The sequence below is a fragment of the Klebsiella sp. 10 genome (assembly GCF_018223925.1).
GTDB lineage: Bacteria > Pseudomonadota > Gammaproteobacteria > Enterobacterales > Enterobacteriaceae > Klebsiella > Klebsiella pneumoniae.
The window spans coordinates 47,837-64,873 of sequence record NZ_JAGRRB010000004.1 but is presented as its reverse complement, the minus strand read 5'-3'; the positions used below and the strand labels follow the sequence as shown (position 1 = coordinate 64,873).

The window sequence follows — 17,037 nt, the reverse complement described above, 5'->3', positions numbered from 1 at the left end:
GGTTGTCCCCGGTGGCGCTGCGCTTACCGGGGCTACTGGTCAGGCGTCCACGCTTAAGCGTTTACCCACGCCAGAGTAAAGCCGTCCCAGCCTTTAGTGCCCACGGTTTGCAGCGCCGTTGCCGTCAACCGTGGCTCGGCGCCCATCATCTCAATGAACTGACGCACACCCTGAACGCGCTCGTCGGCGCTCTGTGGGTTGACCACTTCGCCGTCGCGTACCACGTTATCGCCAATAATTAAGGTTCCTGGGCGGGAATAACGTAGCGCCCAGCGCAGATAATGGGGGTTATTCGGCTTATCGGCATCGATGAAGATCAGATCGAAAGCGGGACATTCGCCAAGCGACTCCAGGGACTGTAGCGCGGGTCCCTCCCGTAGCGTGACCCGCTGGTCAACGCCCGCCAGCTGCAGATTCTCCCGCGCCACCTGGGCATGATGCGCGTCGGCCTCCAGGGTGAGGAGTTGGCCGTCTGCAGGAAGCTCGCGCGCCATCCAGATGGTGCTATAGCCGCCGAGGGTGCCGATCTCCAGTATCCGCTTAGCCTGGGTTAGCCGTACCAGCAGGGCGAGAAACTGACCCTGATTGGCGGCGACATCGTGTGCCGGGAGCCCGGCACGATGGTTGTTTTCCAGTACCCGATCGAGTACAGGATCGCCGGGAATTAAGGCCTTAATCAAATAATTGTCTACTGCCGACCACTGTTGTTGCATATGACGCTTCCCCATTTAGCTCCCTGATGAGTCAGACCAGCCGCCTCCCAGCGCCCGGTACAGATCGATCTGCGCCAGCAGCAGGTTGTTCTTCACCTGCACCACGCTAAGCTGGGTGGAGAACAGCGTTCGCTGGGCATCAAGCACATCCAGATAAGAAGAGTAGCCGTTACGGTAGCGGTTTTGTGCAATACGTAAGGTTTCCTGGGCAACGGTCTCTTGTTCCTGAAGCTCGGATAACTGTTCGCCATAGCGACTGATGGCGTCCAGGCTGTCATTGACCTCTTTGAACGCGCTGCGCACCGTTTTCTCATAGCTATAGAGCGCCTGGTTGCGCTGGGCCATGGAGACGTCCACCTGGGCATTTAACGCCTGGCGGTTTAGCAGCGGCGCCAGAATACTGCCGCCAAGACTCCACAGCCGCAGCGGGTTGTCCAGCAGATCCGGCAGCGTCCGGTCCTGCAGGCTGCCGGTAGCGGTCAGGTTAATAGAGGGCAGCAGCTGCGCCTGCGACGAGGCCAGCGTGGCGTCGGCGGCCACCAGCTGGCGCTCGGCCTGAGCGATGTCCGGACGGCGGTTGAGCAAGGTGGACGGCAGCTGCGACGGCAGACGCAGCGGGGTAAGCTGGGCGAACTCGCCGCGTTTTACCGCGCCAGGGTTATCGCCGAGCAGCACGCTGAGCGCATTTTCCTGCTGCGCAATCTGGTGCTGTAGCGGCGGGATCTGCGCCCGCGTTGACCGCAGCTCCGAATCCGCCTGCATTAGCTCAAGGCGTGAAGTATACCCGGTTTCAAACTGACGTTTGGCCAGGCGCCACGCGTCTTCCCTTGATGTTAGCGTCTGCTGGGTCACCCGCAGCTGCTCATCCAGCGACAGCAGCGTGACGTAGCCAACGGCCACCGAGCTGGCGACGCTCAAATTGGCGGCGGCGGCGGCGGCTTTCTGCGCCTCAAGGCTGGCCCCGGCGGCGTTGGCCGCGCTGCGGTTCGCTCCCCAGATATCGACATCATAGCTGGCGGTCAGGCCGCCCTTATACAGTGTGCTGTGGATCGGCAGGCCGGTGGCGGCGGACTGCGTCCGGGCGCGGGTGCCGGTGAGGCTGGCGTCCAGTGACGGAAACAGACTGCTGTCGGCGGCGTAAGCGCGCGCCTGATACTCATTCACCCGCTCGCGGGCGATCAGCACATCGCTGTTATAGCGCAGCGCCTGGTCGACATACTGATTGAGGGTATTGTCATGAAAATTGCGCCACCATACGCCCTCCACCGGGCTGGCCGGGCCAACGTCGGCCCGCCAGGCGGCAGGAATGGTCAGGGTCGGCTGCGCGCGTTGCACATCGGCGGATTGACAGCCGACCAGCGCCAGAACGATAGCAAGGGCGACCGGGCGGATCATGGTTGTTTCTCCGCACGGGTATCAATAGTCACCTGCACCGACATCCCCGGCCGCAGGCGTTCGCTGTTGTTTTGCCCGTCGTTGACCGTAATACGCACCGGGATGCGCTGGGCGATCTTGACGAAATTGCCGGTGGCGTTGTCCGGAGAGATGGCGCTGAACTCCACCCCGGTCGCCGGGGAGATACTCTGCACCTTGCCGTGGAAGGTCTCGCCGTTGAGCGCGTCTACGGTGAAGGTGACCGGCTGGCCAACGCGTACTTCGGCCAGCTGGGTCTCTTTGAGGTTGGCAATCACCCAGTGCTGCGGCGGAACCAGCGAGGTCAGATGGGTCCCGGCGCTGACATAGGCGCCAAGACGCACCGAGATCTGCCCCAGCTGGCCGCCGGTGGGGGCGATAATCTGGGTATTCTGCAGGTCGATCTGCGCCAGCTCAAGCGCCGCTTTGGCGCTGGCCACGTCGGCCTCCAGCGAATCGCGATTGACGATGGTCGATTCACGGTCCTGGCGCGACATCTCCAGCGCCGCTTTCGCCTGCTCAATATCCGCCGCCCCTTGCGCCGCGCTGGCCCGCGCCGAATCACGTTCGCGGATCGACAGCGAACCGTCGGCGGTTAACTGCTGGATGCGTTTTAAATCGGCCTGGATTTTCAGATTCTGCGCGCGGGCGTTTTGCAGCGCGGCTTCATTCTTGGCGATCGTCGCCTCGGCGCTTTTGCGCTGTTGCAGGTTATTGCGCAGCGCGGCCTCTTTCATCGCCAGGGTAGCCTGGGCCTGATGCACCCGCTGTTTATAGATGCGATCGTCTATCTGGAACAGCACCTCGCCCGGCTGGACAATCGCGAAATCTTTGACGTTGACGGCGGTGATATAGCCGTTGACCTGCGGGCTAATAAAGGTGGTCTGCCCGCGCACATAGGCGTTGTCGGTAAACTGGCTATGACGAGTGAACGGCGGCAGTTGCCAGGCGTAGAGGATCACCAGCACGCCGACGAGGCCTATCGCCGCGGCGGTAAAAATGGAAACCACGCGAATATTATTCCGGGTGTTGGCCTGTTGTTTGGCCGCATCCTGCTGACTCATAACGACTCCAGAGATGAAATGATGATAATTATTTGCTGCCGGTAGCGCGTTGCAACGCGATACGGGCAGTCAGTCGTAAGCGAATTAAGCGCCAGAAAACCCACACTAGTGTCCCGGCGGAGATCGCCGCCGTCAGCAGATAGGTATCATTCCAGGCGAGAATATTGGCCTGCAACGTCGCGGCGTTTTGCAGCAGGGTGGTGGCCTGAACGTTGAGCAGCGTACTGTCGCCAATCTGGCTCTGATACATCTGGCTGTACTGCTGCAGCCGCTCGACGATCAGCGGGTTCAGGGTGGTTATCTGGTCCGCCAGCTGGCTGGAGTGGAATTTCTCACGCCAGGTCTGGAAGGTGCCGAGGATCGCCGAGCCGAGCAGCCCGCCAATGTTCTGGCTCATGCCGAACAGCACCGAGAAGCTGACCAGGTTGCGCGGGTCGGCAAACACGCCGCCAATCCCGGCGAGCATCGCCGGGGCCAGAAAGAAGGCGCTGCCGAAGCCGAGTAAAAACTGGCTGAACATTAATTGTTCCGGACGGGTGAGGGCGTTGGACTGGCTGTCGAGCAGCGAGGCTATCATGATCAGCGCCAGCGCGGTGGCGGTCGGCCAGTAGAGCTTCTGCGGGTTGAGCGTCAGACAGCTGGCAATGATCCCGCACAGAATACCGGCGAAAATCGACCACGCGAGGTTAGTCATCTGTTCGTTTTGCAGGCCAACGTACTGCAGCCAGCCGATGACCCCGGTGTTCTGCTCCGCCAGCACGATGCGGATCAACAGCATAATCAGGCCCAGACGCACGATGCTGCCGCTGGAGAGCCATTTGGTATTGAGCAGGGGGTTGCTGCGGTTATGCTCGAAGGTAATCGCAGCGACGATCAGTATTACCGCCGCCGCCAGCGCCCAGCCGATCCACGGCGCTTCAAACCACCACTCGAGCCGCCCCAGCGACAGCACGGCGCACACCAGCGCCATGCCGGGCGCCAGCAGAAAGAAGGTAATGAAATCCTTTTTTTCGAACACTTTTTTACGATCGCTTGGCGGCAGTTTTAGCGCGATGACGCAGGCCAGCGACACCAGCGCCAGGCCCAGTTCAAAGAAGTAGAGACCGCGCCATTCATCGGTCTGCAGCAGTTCGGTGGAAAAGAGGCGCGCCAGGGGAATGGCCAGCGACGAGCCGGTGATGCCGATAGTCAGCCCTTTCAGGCGATGCCGAGCAGGCCAGGCCTGTACCTGGTAGTAGATCCCCAGCGAGCTGAGCGCCGCGGCCACCATGCCATGGGCGGCGCGAACCATCATCGCTGAGCTGAGATCGTTGACGAAGAGGTGGAAAAAGGTGACCAGCACATAGAGCACCAGAAAGCCTTCGGTGAAAGCGCGCAGGCCAAACTGCTGGCGGAATTTCACCAGCAGCAGGTTGATGGAGACGTTGGTCATCACGTATACCGCCGGCAGCCAGGCGATTTCTGTCGACCAGGCGGCGAAGGTACCCTGCAGCAGCTGCAGGTTGGCGGTGACCACTGCGTTGCCCAGCGCGCCGGTGAGACATACCAGCAGACCGACCACGCCGTAGGCAAGGCGTTTCGCCGGACTGTGCAGCGGCGTCGACGGCGAACCGAGCAGAGCCGGTTTTTCATGCGGCGCCCAGTCATGCGGGGCGTAGGGGTTATCCTGGCGACGGGGCATTATTTCTTCTCCACTTCGCGCAACAGCTTTTCCAGCACCCGCTGGGTTTGCTCCTGCTCCTGTGGGGTAATCGCCGTCAGGATCTCTTCGCGCAGATCGTCAGCCACCGTTTTGACCTGTTCATAGAGGGCCTTCCCTTTGTCGGTGACCACCAGCAGTCGCTTACGTTTGTCGCTGGCGGTGGTGATGCGCTCCACCAGTCCGAGGGCGACCAGACGATGGATCAACGGCACAATGGTCGGGCTCTCCACCCCCAGCTCCTGCGCCAGTTCGCTTTGCGACAGCGGCTGCTGGTGGCGGGCGATGGACGCTACCGCCACCCAGCTGGCCTGGCTGAGACCGAGATTTTTCAGCCGACGATTGACCGCCAGCCGCCAGTGGTGCGCGGTGAGGTATAAAAGATGGGAGAAGGTAAGCTGTCGATTGTCCATAGGTCGTCTGTCAATATCGTTAGAGCTCTAACGATTTTATGCCGGATAACCGCCGGAGTTCAAGATGAAAGATAGAAATTGGTTAACGGTATGTACGTTAATTGTAGTTAACCTTCCGGCCGCGATCCGTGTCGTGCGGTCTGCTGACCGAGGATATTTTTATTCTGCGCCATCACCCAGGCGATAAAGGCCCGCAGGGGGGCGGGAATATGTTTCCGGCTTGGGTAGTAGACGCAGAAATGGTCGGCAGGATAGCGGTAGTCGGGTAACAAATGGACCAGGCTGCCCGCGCTCAGCTGCTGCGTCACCAGCGACTGATAGACAAAGGCGATGCCTAATCCGCTCTCCGCGGCCTGGATCATTGCGCTATCGGCATCGACGACCAGATCGCCTTTAACCGCGACCTCGCTAAGCTCGCCGCTGGGGCCAATAAACTCCCAGCGGTACTTCTCCCCACCAGGAAAACAGCGGTTAATGCAGCGGAAATTAACTAATGACTGCGGGGTGTCGGGCTCTCCGGCTTCGCGTATATAGTCCGGGCTGGCCACCGGGATCAGCGATAGTTTCTCGCCAAAGGGGATGGCAATCATCTCTTTGGGCACATCCTGCGAATAGCGAATGCCGGCGTCAAAACCGGACTCGATAATATTGACTTTCCGATCGGTGGCATACAGTTCGAGCGTCACATTGGGACAGGCGTTTTTAAAGGCGATAAAATAGTCTTGAAAAAACAGGTCAATAACAATGCGCGGTAAATTAACTTTCACCACGCCTTCCGGAGTCAGACGGTGATAATTCAGACTGTCCACCACCCGGCGATAATCATTGACCACCGGCGTTATATTATTAAGAAATTCCTCACCCACTGCGGTTAATGACAAACTGCGCGTTGAGCGATTTAGCAGGCGCACGCCTAACTTTTCTTCCAGATGATTAATAGCGACGGTAAGGGCCGGTGGGGAAAGGTTTAACGCTTTAGCGGCCTGACGAAAACTGCCATGTTTCACTATGAGTATTAATATTTCTATTTGTTGCAGATCGGGCAAGGTTTTCATTGTTAATTTCCAGCTAACACCGCGTTCGGAATAGATTAATTGTTATCAATATGAAAGGGAAGTATATATTTAATGCCATTCAGCAATTAAGGAAAATAAGATGAAAACACGTTATCTTGGAAAAGAGAAGTTTCAGGTTTCCGCATTAGGTCTCGGATGTATGGGGATGAGTTTTGCCTATGGCGGCGCTGAAACGTCGCAGGCGATAAATACGATCCATGCCGCCATGGACATGGGCGTGACCTTCCTGGATACCGCCGAAGTATATGGTCCTTTCGATAATGAAGTTCTGGTCGGAAAAGCGATTAAAGGTTTTCGCGATAAGGTGCAGATTGCCACCAAATTTGGATTTCGTATTTTGCCGACCGGCCAGGGTCTGGAGCGGATGGCCGGCGTTGACAGCCGTCCGGCACATATTCGCGAATCAGTGGAAGGGTCGCTGAAGCGACTGAATGTCGAGACCATCGATCTGCTCTATCAGCACCGCGTCGATCCCGCGGTACCGGTGGAAGAGGTGGTGGGCACTATGGCCGATCTGGTTAAAGAGGGTAAAATTCGCCATATCGGTCTGTCGGAAGTATCTGCTCAGACGCTGCGCCGGGCCTGCAAGGTACATCCGATCGCTGCCGTGCAGACGGAATATTCGCTATGGAGCCGCGAGCCGGAGGCCGGTATTCTCCACACCTGCCGCGAGCTGGGGGTCGGCTTTGTGCCATACAGCCCGCTTGGCCGCGGCTTCCTGACGGGGACAATTACCGATCCCGGCGTTTTGGCAGCGGATGATTTCCGCCGCCATCTGCCGCGCTTCCAGGCCGAAACCATGCGCAAAAACCAGCTGCTGCTTGAGCGCCTGCAGCAGGTGGCCACCCGCTATGACGCGACCCTTGCGCAGATTGCCCTTGCCTGGGTGATGAGCAAAGGCGAGGATATCGTGCCTATCCCGGGGGCGAGGAAAATTGCTCACCTGCGCGACAATGCCGGCGCCGCGAATATTACTCTCGCGCCGGAGGACATCCTCACCATCGAACATATTTTCACTGCCGACAACGTCACTGGCTTACGCTATACCCAGGGCGACTTTGATTTAATCGAAAAATAATCCCCTGCGGGCAGCGGATGGTTATTACTTGCGTGACGTTGTCACCTTTGCCGAACAACTCCTCGTCAGATAGCGCACATCCTCGGCGGTTAACGGCGCGGCAAAGAAAAAAAGGGGCGGCGCAAGGCCACCCCTGATGCGGTTGCTGATGGGGATCAGCCCGGGTAGATGCCGCGGTCTTTACGCGCCATCAGGATGCGCTCGCAGGCCACGATATAGGCGGCGGTGCGCAGCGTACACTCTTTCTCGGCGGCTTTATCCCAGACGTGCACGATAGCGTCGGTCATAATGCGGTCCATCTTGGCGTTGATCTCCTCTTCGCTCCAGAAGAAGCTGGCCATGTCCTGTACCCACTCAAAGTAGCTGACGGTCACCCCGCCGGCGTTGCAGATAACGTCCGGCACCACGATCACGCCGCGCTCGGCCAGCACGTCGTCCGCTTCCGGATAGGTTGGGCCGTTGGCCCCTTCCAGCACCAGTTTGCAGGTCAGCTTCTCAGCGCGCTCGCGGGTGATTTGCCCTTCCAGCGCCGCCGGGATCAGGATGTCCATCGGGGTGGTCCAGAAGGCGTCTTTATCGATCTCCTGGGCGCCCGGGAAACCGGCAATCTGCTTTTTCTCCGCCTGCCAGGCGGTGAGGGCGGCCATATCGATTCCGCCTTCGTTATACAGGGTCGCGGTATGATCCTGAATAACCACGATACGAGCGCCGACCCCGGCGAACAGGCGGGCCGCTTCGCTACCGACGTTACCAAAGCCCTGCAGCGCCACTTTGGCGCCTTCAATTTCGATACCGGCGCGACGGGCAACTTCCCGGCCGGTGACAAACACGCCGCGTCCGGTGGCTTTTTCACGACCGAGGGAGCCGCCGAGGTGGATCGGTTTGCCGGTGACCACGCCGGTGATGGTGGTGCCATGGTTCATGGAGTAGGTGTCCATCATCCATGCCATCACTTTGCCATTGGTGCCGACGTCCGGCGCCGGAATATCTTTCTGCGGCCCGATAATAATGCCGATTTCGCTGGTGTAGCGGCGGGTNNCCCCGCCGTAAGGAATATTGACCGCGGCGCACTTAATGGTCATCCAGGCAGAAAGTGCCATGACTTCGTTAAGATCGACATCCGGATGGTAGCGAACACCACCTTTACCCGGTCCGCGCGACAGATTGTGCTGAACGCGATAGCCCTCGAAGTGGCGGATGGTGCCGTCGTCCATTTGCACAGGAATGTCGACGATCAGCGCGCGCTTCGGATGGCGCAGGGTTTCCACCCAGTAGGCAAGATCGCCGAGATAAGGCGCGACGCGGTCGATCTGGCGCAGGTAGGTGGTCCATGGAGATGTACTACTTTCAGATGCGTAAGATAACTTTTCCATAAGAGTCCTGTTTCTCAGTGTTATTTATGTCGTGTAAAACCGTGGAATAGCTACAGCAGTAAACTCTGTGCAATGAATGGTATCACCAATTTTATAAAGCGGTATTTGACGGCAATTCCGATTTTTAAATTTTTGTTAGATTTTTTATTTTTTAAGTGAATAACTACGCACGTCAACCACCCGCAAGCTGTGCATTTTAATTCACTTTTTATTCACTTAAGTGCATAAGAAAATATTTTTTCTATGTTTTTCATTATCTTGATGATCTTCAAAAAGTGAATAAATTGCTTTTGCCCGTATTGACAATCTTGTTGTTCACAGGCCAGCATTAGCCCACACAACAACATGGCATTAACCATGAATTAACAATTACCCGTAAAAAGAATAGGGCTTTATTTTTCTGTGGTGAATATTTTTACCATCGCAGCGGGTGCGCTCGTGCCCAAAATAAGCCGAGGGGCAGGGTTAATGTCGATTGTCCAACGCGACGGGAGCGTTTTCCGTCGTCTTACGTTCCGGAGATAAATTATGTCAGGCAGTATGACTCGCGAAGATTTTGACGCTTACCTGGTTCCCTGTTTTGCCCCCGCGCCGTTTATTCCGGTCAGAGCGGCGGGCTCCCGCGTCTGGGACCAGCAGGGGAAAGAGTATATCGATATGGCGGGCGGCATCGCAGTGAACGCCCTGGGCCATGCTCACCCGGCGCTGGCTCAGGCCCTGCAGGATCAACTGGCGAAACTGTGGCATATCGGCAATGGCTATACCAACGAGCCGGTGCTGCAGCTGGCAAAAACCCTCGTGCAGTCGACCTTTGCCGACAAGGTGTTTTTCTGCAACTCCGGCGCCGAAGCCAACGAGGCGGCCCTTAAGCTGGCGCGGAAATATGCCCACGATAAGTTTGGCGGTGAAAAAAGCGAAATCATCGCCTTCAACCACGCCTTCCACGGCCGCACGCTGTTCACCGTCTCCGTTGGCGGCCAGCCGAAATATTCCAGCGATTATGCTCCGCTGCCGCAGGGCATTACCCATCTGCCCTATAACGATATCGAGGCGGTCACCGTGGCGATCTCCTCGCGCACCTGCGCGGTGATCGTCGAGCCGATTATCGGCGAAGGCGGGGTGATCCCGGCGGACCCGGCGTTCCTGCAGGCGCTGCGTACCCTCTGCGATCGCCATCATGCCACCCTGATATTCGATGAGGTGCAGACCGGCGCCGGGCGTACCGGCCATCTCTACGCCTACCAGCATTACAACGTCGTCCCGGACATTCTCACCAGCGCCAAAGGGCTGGGGGGCGGCTTCCCGATCGGCGCGATGCTGGCGAAAGAGGCCTGGGCGCAGGTCTTCCAGCCAGGCACCCATGGCACCACCTTCGGCGGCAACCCGCTGGCGGCAACCGTCGCTAACGCCGTGCTGGCCCATCTCGATGCGCCGCTGCTGGCGGGCGTTGGCGAGCGCCATGCGCTGATCGTTGACCAGTTGAATGCGATCTCTGCCCGATACGATGCGTTCAGCGCCGTGCGCGGCACCGGTCTGCTGATCGGCGCTGAGCTGGCGGGGCCGCTGCGCGGCAAGGCCAAAACGTTGACTAACCTGGCGGCGGAAGAGGGGCTGATCGCCCTGATTGCCGGCCCGGACGTGCTGCGCTTCGCGCCGGCGCTCAATATCCCGCTGGCGGATATTGCGGAAGCCTTCGTGCGCCTTGATCGCGCCGTTGCCCGCTTAACCCGCTAACCGGGAGGACGGCCTGTGATGCTATTTCGTCCCGTACGGGAAAACGATCTCGACGACATCGTCCGCCTCGCCGCGCGGGCGGGGGTCGGCATGACCTCTTTACCGCATGACGTCGGGCGCCTGGCGGCCCGGATCCGGCGCAGTATCGAGACCTTCGCCGGCGAACTGCCGCGCAGCCAGCAGGGTTTCCTGTTTGTGCTGGAGGACACCGCGCTGGCGCGGGTGGTGGGGGTGAGCGCCATTGAGGTCGCAGTGGGCCTGGACGAGCCGTTTTACAATTTTCGCATTCAGAAAACGGTGCGCGCCTCGAAAGCGCTGGGAGTCTATAAGCCCCAGGAGCTGCTTAATCTCAGCTATGACCACACCGGGCATAGTGAGCTATGTACGCTGTTTCTCGACCCGGCGTATCAGCGCAACCGCAATGGTCTGCTGCTCTCCAAGGCGCGCTTTTTATTTATCGCCGCCTTTCGCGAGTGGTTCTCCCCGCACCTGTTTGCCGAACTGCGCGGCTGCAGCGATGAGCAGGGACAGTCGCCGTTCTGGGATGCGCTGGGCCATCATTTCTTCGACATCCCGTTCGCCGATGCCGACCGGCTGACCGGCACCGGCATGAAAACCTTTATTGCCGAACTGATGCCGGCGTACCCGATCTATATCTCACTGCTGCCGGAAGCGGCCCGCGGGGTCATCGGTCAGGTGCATCCCAATACCGCCCCGGCGCGGGCGATCCTCGAGAAAGAGGGTTTCAGCTGGCGCGGCTCGGTGGATATTTTCGATGCCGGTCCGGTGCTGGAGGCGGACACCGATCAGATCCGCGCCGTGCGCGACAGCCAGCGCCTGCCTGTCCGGCAGCTGATGGGCGACCTGCCGGCGCCGACCCTCGTCGCCAACGGTCAATTCGACAACTTTCGGGCGCTGCTGGTGGCCCACGAAGAGCAGGTCTCGCTTGACAGCGCCGCGCTGGACGCGCTGCAGGTCAGTGAAACCGACCGCGTTTATACGGTAACCCTGAATCCAGAGGACAACAGATCATGGCGGTAAAAGCACAGTTTATAGCCGGGCAGTGGCTGCCAGGCAGCGGCGCAACGATGAGCAAACTGGCCCCGGAGGATCAGTCGCTGCTGTGGCAGGCGGCCAGCGCGGGGGCTGACGACGTCCAGGCGGCCTGCGCCGCGGCGCGCGCGGCGTTTTATCCCTGGTCGCACCGGCCGCTGGCCGAGCGTATTGACGTCGTACAGCGTTTTGCCGCGCTGCTGGAGACGCATAAAGAGGCGCTGGCGACCCTGATTTCCCGCGAGACCAGCAAGCCGCTGTGGGAGACCCGCACCGAAGTGCAGGCGATGATCGGCAAGGCCGCGATCTCCATCGAAGCCTATCACCAGCGGACGGGCTTTCATGAGTCGACGCTGCCGGACGGTAAAGCGCTGCTGCGCCACAAACCGCACGGCGTGATGGCGGTCTTTGGCCCCTACAACTTCCCGGGCCACCTGCCCAACGGACATATCATTCCGGCGCTGATCGCCGGGAACACCATTGTGTTTAAACCCAGCGAGCTGACGCCGGCTACCGCTGAAATGACGGTCCAGCTGTGGCAGCAGGCGGGCATCCCCGACGGGGCGATCAACCTGCTGCAGGGCGGAAAAGCCACCGGCCAGGCGCTGCTGGAAAATCGTGATATCGACGGCGTGCTGTTCACCGGCAGCGCGGCGGCCGGTTTCCACTTCCATCGCTACTTCGGCGGCCAGCCGGAGAAGATGCTGGCCCTCGAGATGGGCGGCAACAACGCACTGATCGTCGCCGACGTGGCCGATATCGATGCGGCGCTGCATGTGATTATCCAGTCGGCGTTTATCTCTGCCGGGCAGCGCTGCACCTGCGCGCGCCGGCTGATCGTGCCGCGCGGCGAGCAGGGGGATGCGCTGCTGCAGCGGCTGGTAGAGGCCAGCGCGCAGATCCGCGCCGGCAAGTGGGATGATCAGCCGGCGCCGTTTATGGGCGGGGTGATCTCTCTCGACGCTGCGCAGAACATGCTGGCGGCGCAGCAAAAACTGGAGGGGCTCGGCGGCAAGGTGCTGCTGCGCATGCGCCAGCCTGACCCGCGCTCCACGGTGCTGACCCCGGGGATCGTCGACGTCACCGGTATTGAGGTGCCGGATGAAGAGTACTTTGGCCCGCTGCTGACGATTATCCGTTACGACGGCTTCCCGGAGGCGATTCGCCTCGCCAATCAGACCCGCTATGGCCTGGCCGTCGGGCTGATCTCCAGTGATGCGGCGCAGTTTGATCAGCTGGCGGACGAGGCGCGAGCCGGGATCGTCAACTGGAACAAGCCGCTGACCGGCGCATCGAGTAAAGCGCCGTTTGGCGGGGTGGGCGCCTCCGGCAACCATCGCGCGGCAGCGTGGTATGCCGCCGATTACTGTGCCTGGCCGATGGCCTCTCTGGTCAGCGATACGCTGACGCTTCCGGCGACGGTATCGCCGGGCCTGCCATTCTGATAACGGATCCTGTGAGGACATATGTCTGGTTTTGAAGCAAACTTTGATGGCCTGGTCGGCCCGACGCACCACTACGCCGGACTCTCCGTCGGCAATGAAGCCTCGCAAAATAACCGCGATGGTCTCTCTAACCCTAAAAAGGCGGCGCTGCAGGGGCTGTATAAAATGAAAGCCCTGGCCGATCGCGGCTTCGTGCAGGGCATTCTGCCGCCGCAGCCGCGGCCGAATCTGCGTCTGCTGCGCGAAGTGGGTTTCCAGGGCAGCGATGAGCAGGTTATCCGGCAGGCGGCCCACGCGGCGCCGCAGCTGCTCTCCGCCTTCAGCTCCGCCTCGTCGATGTGGACCGCCAACGCGGCGACCGTCTCACCGTCGGCGGACAGCGCCGATGGCAAAGTCCATTTCACCGTCGCCAACCTGAACAATAAGCTGCACCGTATGCAGGAGGCGCCCACCACCTCGGCGATCCTTGGCGCCACGTTCGCCGATCCGCGCTACTTTGCCCACCATGCGGCGCTGCCGCAGCATGGCGACCTCGGCGATGAAGGGGCGGCCAACCATAACCGCTTCTGCCGGGAATATGACCGGCAGGGGGTGCAGTTTTTCGTCTATGGTCGACGCGCCAGCGGCGGTATCGCCCCGGTGAAGTATCCGGCGCGGCAGACCCTCGAGGCCAGCGAAGCGGTGGCCCGCCTGCATCAGCTGGATCCGCGCTACACGGTGTTTGCCCAGCAGGCGCCGCAGGCTATCGATCGCGGCGTGTTTCATAACGACGTCATCGCGGTCAGCAATCGCCATGTGCTGTTCCACCATCAGCAGGCGTTTGTCGATCAGGCTACAGTGCTGGCCACGCTGCGGGCTAAAAGCGACAGTCTGGATATCCCGTTCACCAGCGTGGAAGTGCCGGACGAGCGGGTTTCGCTCGACGACGCCGTGGCCTCATACCTGTTCAACAGCCAGCTGCTGAGCAAACCAGACGGCAAGATGCTGATCGTGGTGCCGGAGGAGTGCCGCCAGCGGGAAAACGTCTGGCGCTATCTCAGCGATCTCGCCGCCGATAGCGCATCGCCGATCGATGAAGTGGCGGTCTTTGACCTGCGGGAAAGCATGCGCAACGGCGGCGGCCCGGCCTGTCTGCGGCTGCGAGTGGTGCTCAACGAGGCGGAGCGCCAGGCGGTCAACGCCCATAGCCTGATGAACGACGAACGTTATCAGCAGCTGACGGCATGGGTGGAAAAACACTATCGCGACCGGCTGCATGCCCGCGATCTGGCGGACCCGCAGCTGCTGCGCGAGGTTTATCAGGCGCTGGATGAGCTGACGCAGATCCTGCGCCTCGGCGCGGTCTATGATTTTCAGCGTTAAGGAGCGGCAGATGGAGCACCTGGTTAACGATTTACTGCACTGCCGCCTGCAGGCGTGGACCTTTCCGGCGGGCATCGAGGCCCGCTGGCTGGGCGAGGGCATTTTACAGCTGCTGCCGACGGCGCCGTGGCGCCGGGCGACGATCCTCTCCGCCGGCGTGCATGGCAATGAGACCGCGCCGATTGAACTGCTGCTGCAGCTAACCCACGATCTGAGCCAGGGGCGGCAGCCGCTCACGCAGGCGCTGCTGATCGTCTTTGGTAATCTGCCGGCGATCCGCGCCGCGCGCCGCTATCTGCATAACGACCTGAATCGCCTGTTCGGCGGCCGCCATCTGGCGGTCACCCCGGGAAATGAGTCGCGGCGGGCTTTTGCGCTGGAGCAGGCGGTGCAGGCTTTTTATCGCGCCGCCGATGCGGCGGGGCCGGTCAACCGTGGTCATCTCGATATGCACACCGCCATTCGCGGATCGCTGTATCGCCAGTTTGCGCTGCTCCCGGCCCACGCCGGGGATTTTTCGCCCGATTTCTATCAGCTGCTGCAGGCCAGCGGGATGGACGCCGTCGTGCGCCATACCGAAGCGGGCGGCACCTTCACCCATTTCACCTGCGAAAAGTTCGCCGCGCAAAGCGCCACCCTGGAGCTGGGGAAAGTGATGCCGTTCGGCGCCAACGATCTCAGCCTGTTCGCCGCCGCCGACGCGGCGATCCGGGCCTGGATCGCTGACGCGCCGCTGCCGCCGCGCGACAAAGCGCCGGTGGACTACTTCCTGGTCGAGGAGAGCATCATCAAGCGCGAGGGGGAATTTACGCTTAATCTCGCGGCAGACGTTGAAAACTTCACCGCGCTCCCGGCAGGGTATGAGATCGCCCGCCAGGCAGAGAAACGTTGGGTGGTGCAGGCCCGGGCCCCCTATATCCTCTTTCCCAACGCCGGGGTCGCCACCGGCCAGCGCGCCGGGCTGTTGCTCCGCGCCGCTGCCCTTCGTCTCCCGCAACCAGCCTGAGGAAACACCATGACTGAACATCAACATCAGGCGTCACCTGCCGCCGGAGGTGAAGGCGCGTCACAGCTTAAGCGCGGGCTCAGCGCCCGCCATATCCAGATGATTGCCCTCGGCGGCGCCATCGGCACCGGGCTGTTTATGGGGGCGGGGCGCAACATCGCCGTCGCCGGCACCTCGATCCTGGTTATCTATGTGCTGGTCGGGTTCTTTACCTATATGGTGATGCGGGCGATGGGCGAGCTGCTGCTCACCCGCCATGACTACCGCTCGTTTGCCGACTTTGTCGGCGAGTATCTCGGGCCGCAGGCCAGCTTTTACCTCGGCTGGACCTACTGGCTAAGCTGGGTGGTGACCTGTATCGCCGACGTGGTGGTCTGCGGGAGCTATATGCAGTACTGGTTCCCGGAACTCTCGGCGTGGATGCCGGCCCTCAGCATGCTGGCGATCCTGTTCCTGCTTAACCTGCTGTCGGTGAAAATGTTTGGCGAGGCGGAGTTCTGGTTCGCCCTGATCAAGGTGATCACCATTATCGCCCTGATCGGCACCGGCGGCTGGATGATTGCCACCGGCTGGACCTCCCCGGACGGCGTGACGGCCTCCCTCAGCCATCTCACCGACCCGACGGCCTTTATGCCCCACGGCATCACCGGCTTTTTCGCCGGCTTCCAGATAGCGATCTTCTCCTTTACCGGCATTGAGCTGCTGGGCACCATGACGGCGGAGACCCGCGATCCGCAGCGCATTTTGCCCAAGGCGATCAATGCTCTGCCGCTGCGGATTATCATCTTCTATCTGCTGTCGATGGTGGTGATCATCGCTGTCGCCTCGTGGCCGGGGGTGTCGGCGGAGACCAGCCCCTTCGTGACGCTGTTCGCCAAGGCCGGGCTGCCTGCCGCCGCGGCGGTGATTAACTTTGTGGCGCTGACCTCGGCGATGTCCTCGGCCAACAGCGGGGTCTTCTCCAGCACCCGCATGCTGTACGGCCTGTCGGTGGAGAAGCATGCGCACTGGCAGTTTCGTATCCTGTCGCGCAGTACCCGCATTCCGGTGCGCAGCCTGCTGTTCTCCTGCTTCTGCATGCTGATCGGCACGCTGTTGCTGTTTCTGGTGCCGAACGTGATGACCCTGTTCACCATCGTCTCGACCCTGGCGGCGATTATGGTGGTGTTCAGCTGGGGGATGATCCTCGTGGCCTATCTGGTTTACCGCCGTCAGCGTCCGGACCTGCACGCCGGGTCGATCTTTAAGATGCCCGCCGGGGTAGTGATGAGCTGGGTGAGCCTGCTGTTCTTCGCGTTCGCTATCTTCATCATGATCTTTGACCCGGACACGCTGCTGGCGCTGTTGGCTTCTCCGCTGTGGTTTATCGCGCTGTTGGGCTTCTGGAAGCTGAAGCAGCGGCGCGAGGGGCAGCTTCAGCTGGACAACCAGAGCGCCTGACACCCGCCGGCCCTGGCGGCCGGCTAAGCAGGGGGGAAGACTTGACGCCTGTTTGTGCCCGGTGGCGGCTGGCGCCTTACCGGGCCTACATGCTTACCGGACCTGGGATAAGCGGTTTCCCCCGCGGCGCGATCCCCCCAGGCCCGCGCACGCGCAGCGCCGCCGGGC

At 60.7% G+C, this 17,037-nt stretch carries 14 protein-coding genes and 1 pseudogene; 7 read left to right on the top strand and 8 right to left on the bottom strand.

Annotated features, from left to right (window positions below; translation table 11 throughout):
- Positions 1–53: 53 nt before the first annotated feature.
- From KHQ26_RS04515 to KHQ26_RS04490, 6 genes and pseudogenes are all read right to left on the bottom strand, one after another.
- A complete protein-coding gene (locus KHQ26_RS04515; protein ID WP_004151576.1) occupies positions 54–728 on the bottom strand; it encodes an O-methyltransferase in 675 nt (224 codons plus the stop codon).
- The gene (locus tag KHQ26_RS04510) at positions 729–2,108 is read right to left on the bottom strand and encodes an efflux transporter outer membrane subunit (RefSeq protein ID WP_020804011.1); all 1,380 of its coding nucleotides are present in this window, start codon (positions 2,106–2,108) and stop codon (positions 729–731) included. It lies immediately after the preceding gene.
- Entirely contained in the window at positions 2,105–3,190 is a 1,086-nt protein-coding gene (locus KHQ26_RS04505) for an HlyD family secretion protein (RefSeq protein ID WP_002902965.1), read from the bottom strand. Before KHQ26_RS04505 ends, KHQ26_RS04510 begins: the two co-directional genes overlap by 4 nt.
- Positions 3,191–3,218: 28 nt before the next feature.
- A pseudogene (locus KHQ26_RS04500) lies at positions 3,219–4,871 on the bottom strand (MFS transporter).
- The gene (locus KHQ26_RS04495; RefSeq protein ID WP_002902969.1) at positions 4,871–5,302 is read right to left on the bottom strand and encodes a MarR family winged helix-turn-helix transcriptional regulator; all 432 of its coding nucleotides are present in this window, start codon (positions 5,300–5,302) and stop codon (positions 4,871–4,873) included. The pseudogene KHQ26_RS04500 and the gene KHQ26_RS04495 overlap by 1 nt, the downstream one beginning before the upstream one ends.
- A gap of 107 nt (positions 5,303–5,409) precedes the next feature.
- Positions 5,410–6,357: a LysR family transcriptional regulator gene (locus KHQ26_RS04490; protein WP_002902971.1), complete on the bottom strand. Its 948-nt coding sequence runs from the start codon at positions 6,355–6,357 to the stop codon at positions 5,410–5,412.
- A gap of 100 nt (positions 6,358–6,457) precedes the next feature.
- On the opposite strand from KHQ26_RS04490, the gene KHQ26_RS04485 reads away from it, so the two are divergent.
- Positions 6,458–7,456 (top strand): aldo/keto reductase, encoded by a 999-nt coding sequence (locus KHQ26_RS04485; RefSeq protein WP_004148231.1) that lies wholly within the window; start codon positions 6,458–6,460, stop codon positions 7,454–7,456.
- Between the two features lie 155 nt (positions 7,457–7,611).
- Here the strand turns inward: KHQ26_RS04485 and KHQ26_RS04480 are convergent, their stop codons facing one another.
- Positions 7,612–8,829: a Glu/Leu/Phe/Val family dehydrogenase gene (locus tag KHQ26_RS04480; RefSeq protein ID WP_211777851.1), complete on the bottom strand. Its 1,218-nt coding sequence runs from the start codon at positions 8,827–8,829 to the stop codon at positions 7,612–7,614.
- 212 nt (positions 8,830–9,041) lie between these two features.
- Positions 9,042–9,188 carry a hypothetical protein gene (locus KHQ26_RS04475; RefSeq protein ID WP_004224524.1) on the bottom strand — a complete coding sequence of 49 codons (147 nt, stop codon included), beginning with the start codon at positions 9,186–9,188 and terminating at the stop codon, positions 9,042–9,044.
- Positions 9,189–9,357: 169 nt separating this feature from the next.
- On the opposite strand from KHQ26_RS04475, the gene KHQ26_RS04470 reads away from it, so the two are divergent.
- Genes KHQ26_RS04470 through KHQ26_RS04445 form a run of 6 tightly spaced genes read left to right on the top strand, consistent with a single transcriptional unit; the run spans position 9,358 to position 16,869 of the window.
- A complete protein-coding gene (locus tag KHQ26_RS04470) occupies positions 9,358–10,563 on the top strand; it encodes a bifunctional succinylornithine transaminase/acetylornithine transaminase (protein ID WP_032410290.1) in 1,206 nt (401 codons plus the stop codon).
- Positions 10,564–10,581: 18 nt separating this feature from the next.
- Positions 10,582–11,604 (top strand): arginine N-succinyltransferase, encoded by a 1,023-nt coding sequence (astA, locus tag KHQ26_RS04465; RefSeq protein WP_004140076.1) that lies wholly within the window; start codon positions 10,582–10,584, stop codon positions 11,602–11,604.
- Positions 11,595–13,061, top strand: coding sequence for a succinylglutamate-semialdehyde dehydrogenase (astD, locus tag KHQ26_RS04460; protein ID WP_004210329.1), 1,467 nt, complete (start codon positions 11,595–11,597; stop codon positions 13,059–13,061). The genes astA and astD overlap by 10 nt, the downstream gene beginning before the upstream one ends.
- Before the next feature lie 21 nt (positions 13,062–13,082).
- Positions 13,083–14,423, top strand: a complete 1,341-nt coding sequence (gene astB, locus KHQ26_RS04455; protein WP_004148240.1) for an N-succinylarginine dihydrolase — start codon at positions 13,083–13,085, stop codon at positions 14,421–14,423.
- Between the two features lie 10 nt (positions 14,424–14,433).
- Positions 14,434–15,429 (top strand): succinylglutamate desuccinylase, encoded by a 996-nt coding sequence (astE, locus tag KHQ26_RS04450; RefSeq protein ID WP_032410294.1) that lies wholly within the window; start codon positions 14,434–14,436, stop codon positions 15,427–15,429.
- Between the two features lie 9 nt (positions 15,430–15,438).
- Positions 15,439–16,869: an amino acid permease gene (locus tag KHQ26_RS04445; RefSeq protein WP_211777850.1), complete on the top strand. Its 1,431-nt coding sequence runs from the start codon at positions 15,439–15,441 to the stop codon at positions 16,867–16,869.
- The last annotated feature ends 168 nt before the right edge of the window (positions 16,870–17,037 follow it).

Excerpts from the sequence above, each read along its gene's own strand:
- KHQ26_RS04515 (WP_004151576.1), bottom strand. The coding sequence starts at position 728 with ATGGGGAAGCGTCATATGCAACAACAGTGGTCGGCAGTAGACAATTAT.
- KHQ26_RS04510 (WP_020804011.1), bottom strand. The coding sequence starts at position 2,108 with ATGATCCGCCCGGTCGCCCTTGCTATCGTTCTGGCGCTGGTCGGCTGT.
- KHQ26_RS04505 (WP_002902965.1), bottom strand. The coding sequence starts at position 3,190 with ATGAGTCAGCAGGATGCGGCCAAACAACAGGCCAACACCCGGAATAAT.
- KHQ26_RS04495 (WP_002902969.1), bottom strand. The coding sequence starts at position 5,302 with ATGGACAATCGACAGCTTACCTTCTCCCATCTTTTATACCTCACCGCG.
- KHQ26_RS04490 (WP_002902971.1), bottom strand. The coding sequence starts at position 6,357 with ATGAAAACCTTGCCCGATCTGCAACAAATAGAAATATTAATACTCATA.
- KHQ26_RS04485 (WP_004148231.1), top strand. The coding sequence starts at position 6,458 with ATGAAAACACGTTATCTTGGAAAAGAGAAGTTTCAGGTTTCCGCATTA.
- KHQ26_RS04475 (WP_004224524.1), bottom strand. The coding sequence starts at position 9,188 with ATGGTTAATGCCATGTTGTTGTGTGGGCTAATGCTGGCCTGTGAACAA.
- KHQ26_RS04470 (WP_032410290.1), top strand. The coding sequence starts at position 9,358 with ATGTCAGGCAGTATGACTCGCGAAGATTTTGACGCTTACCTGGTTCCC.
- astA (WP_004140076.1), top strand. The coding sequence starts at position 10,582 with ATGCTATTTCGTCCCGTACGGGAAAACGATCTCGACGACATCGTCCGC.
- astD (WP_004210329.1), top strand. The coding sequence starts at position 11,595 with ATGGCGGTAAAAGCACAGTTTATAGCCGGGCAGTGGCTGCCAGGCAGC.
- astB (WP_004148240.1), top strand. The coding sequence starts at position 13,083 with ATGTCTGGTTTTGAAGCAAACTTTGATGGCCTGGTCGGCCCGACGCAC.
- astE (WP_032410294.1), top strand. The coding sequence starts at position 14,434 with ATGGAGCACCTGGTTAACGATTTACTGCACTGCCGCCTGCAGGCGTGG.
- KHQ26_RS04445 (WP_211777850.1), top strand. The coding sequence starts at position 15,439 with ATGACTGAACATCAACATCAGGCGTCACCTGCCGCCGGAGGTGAAGGC.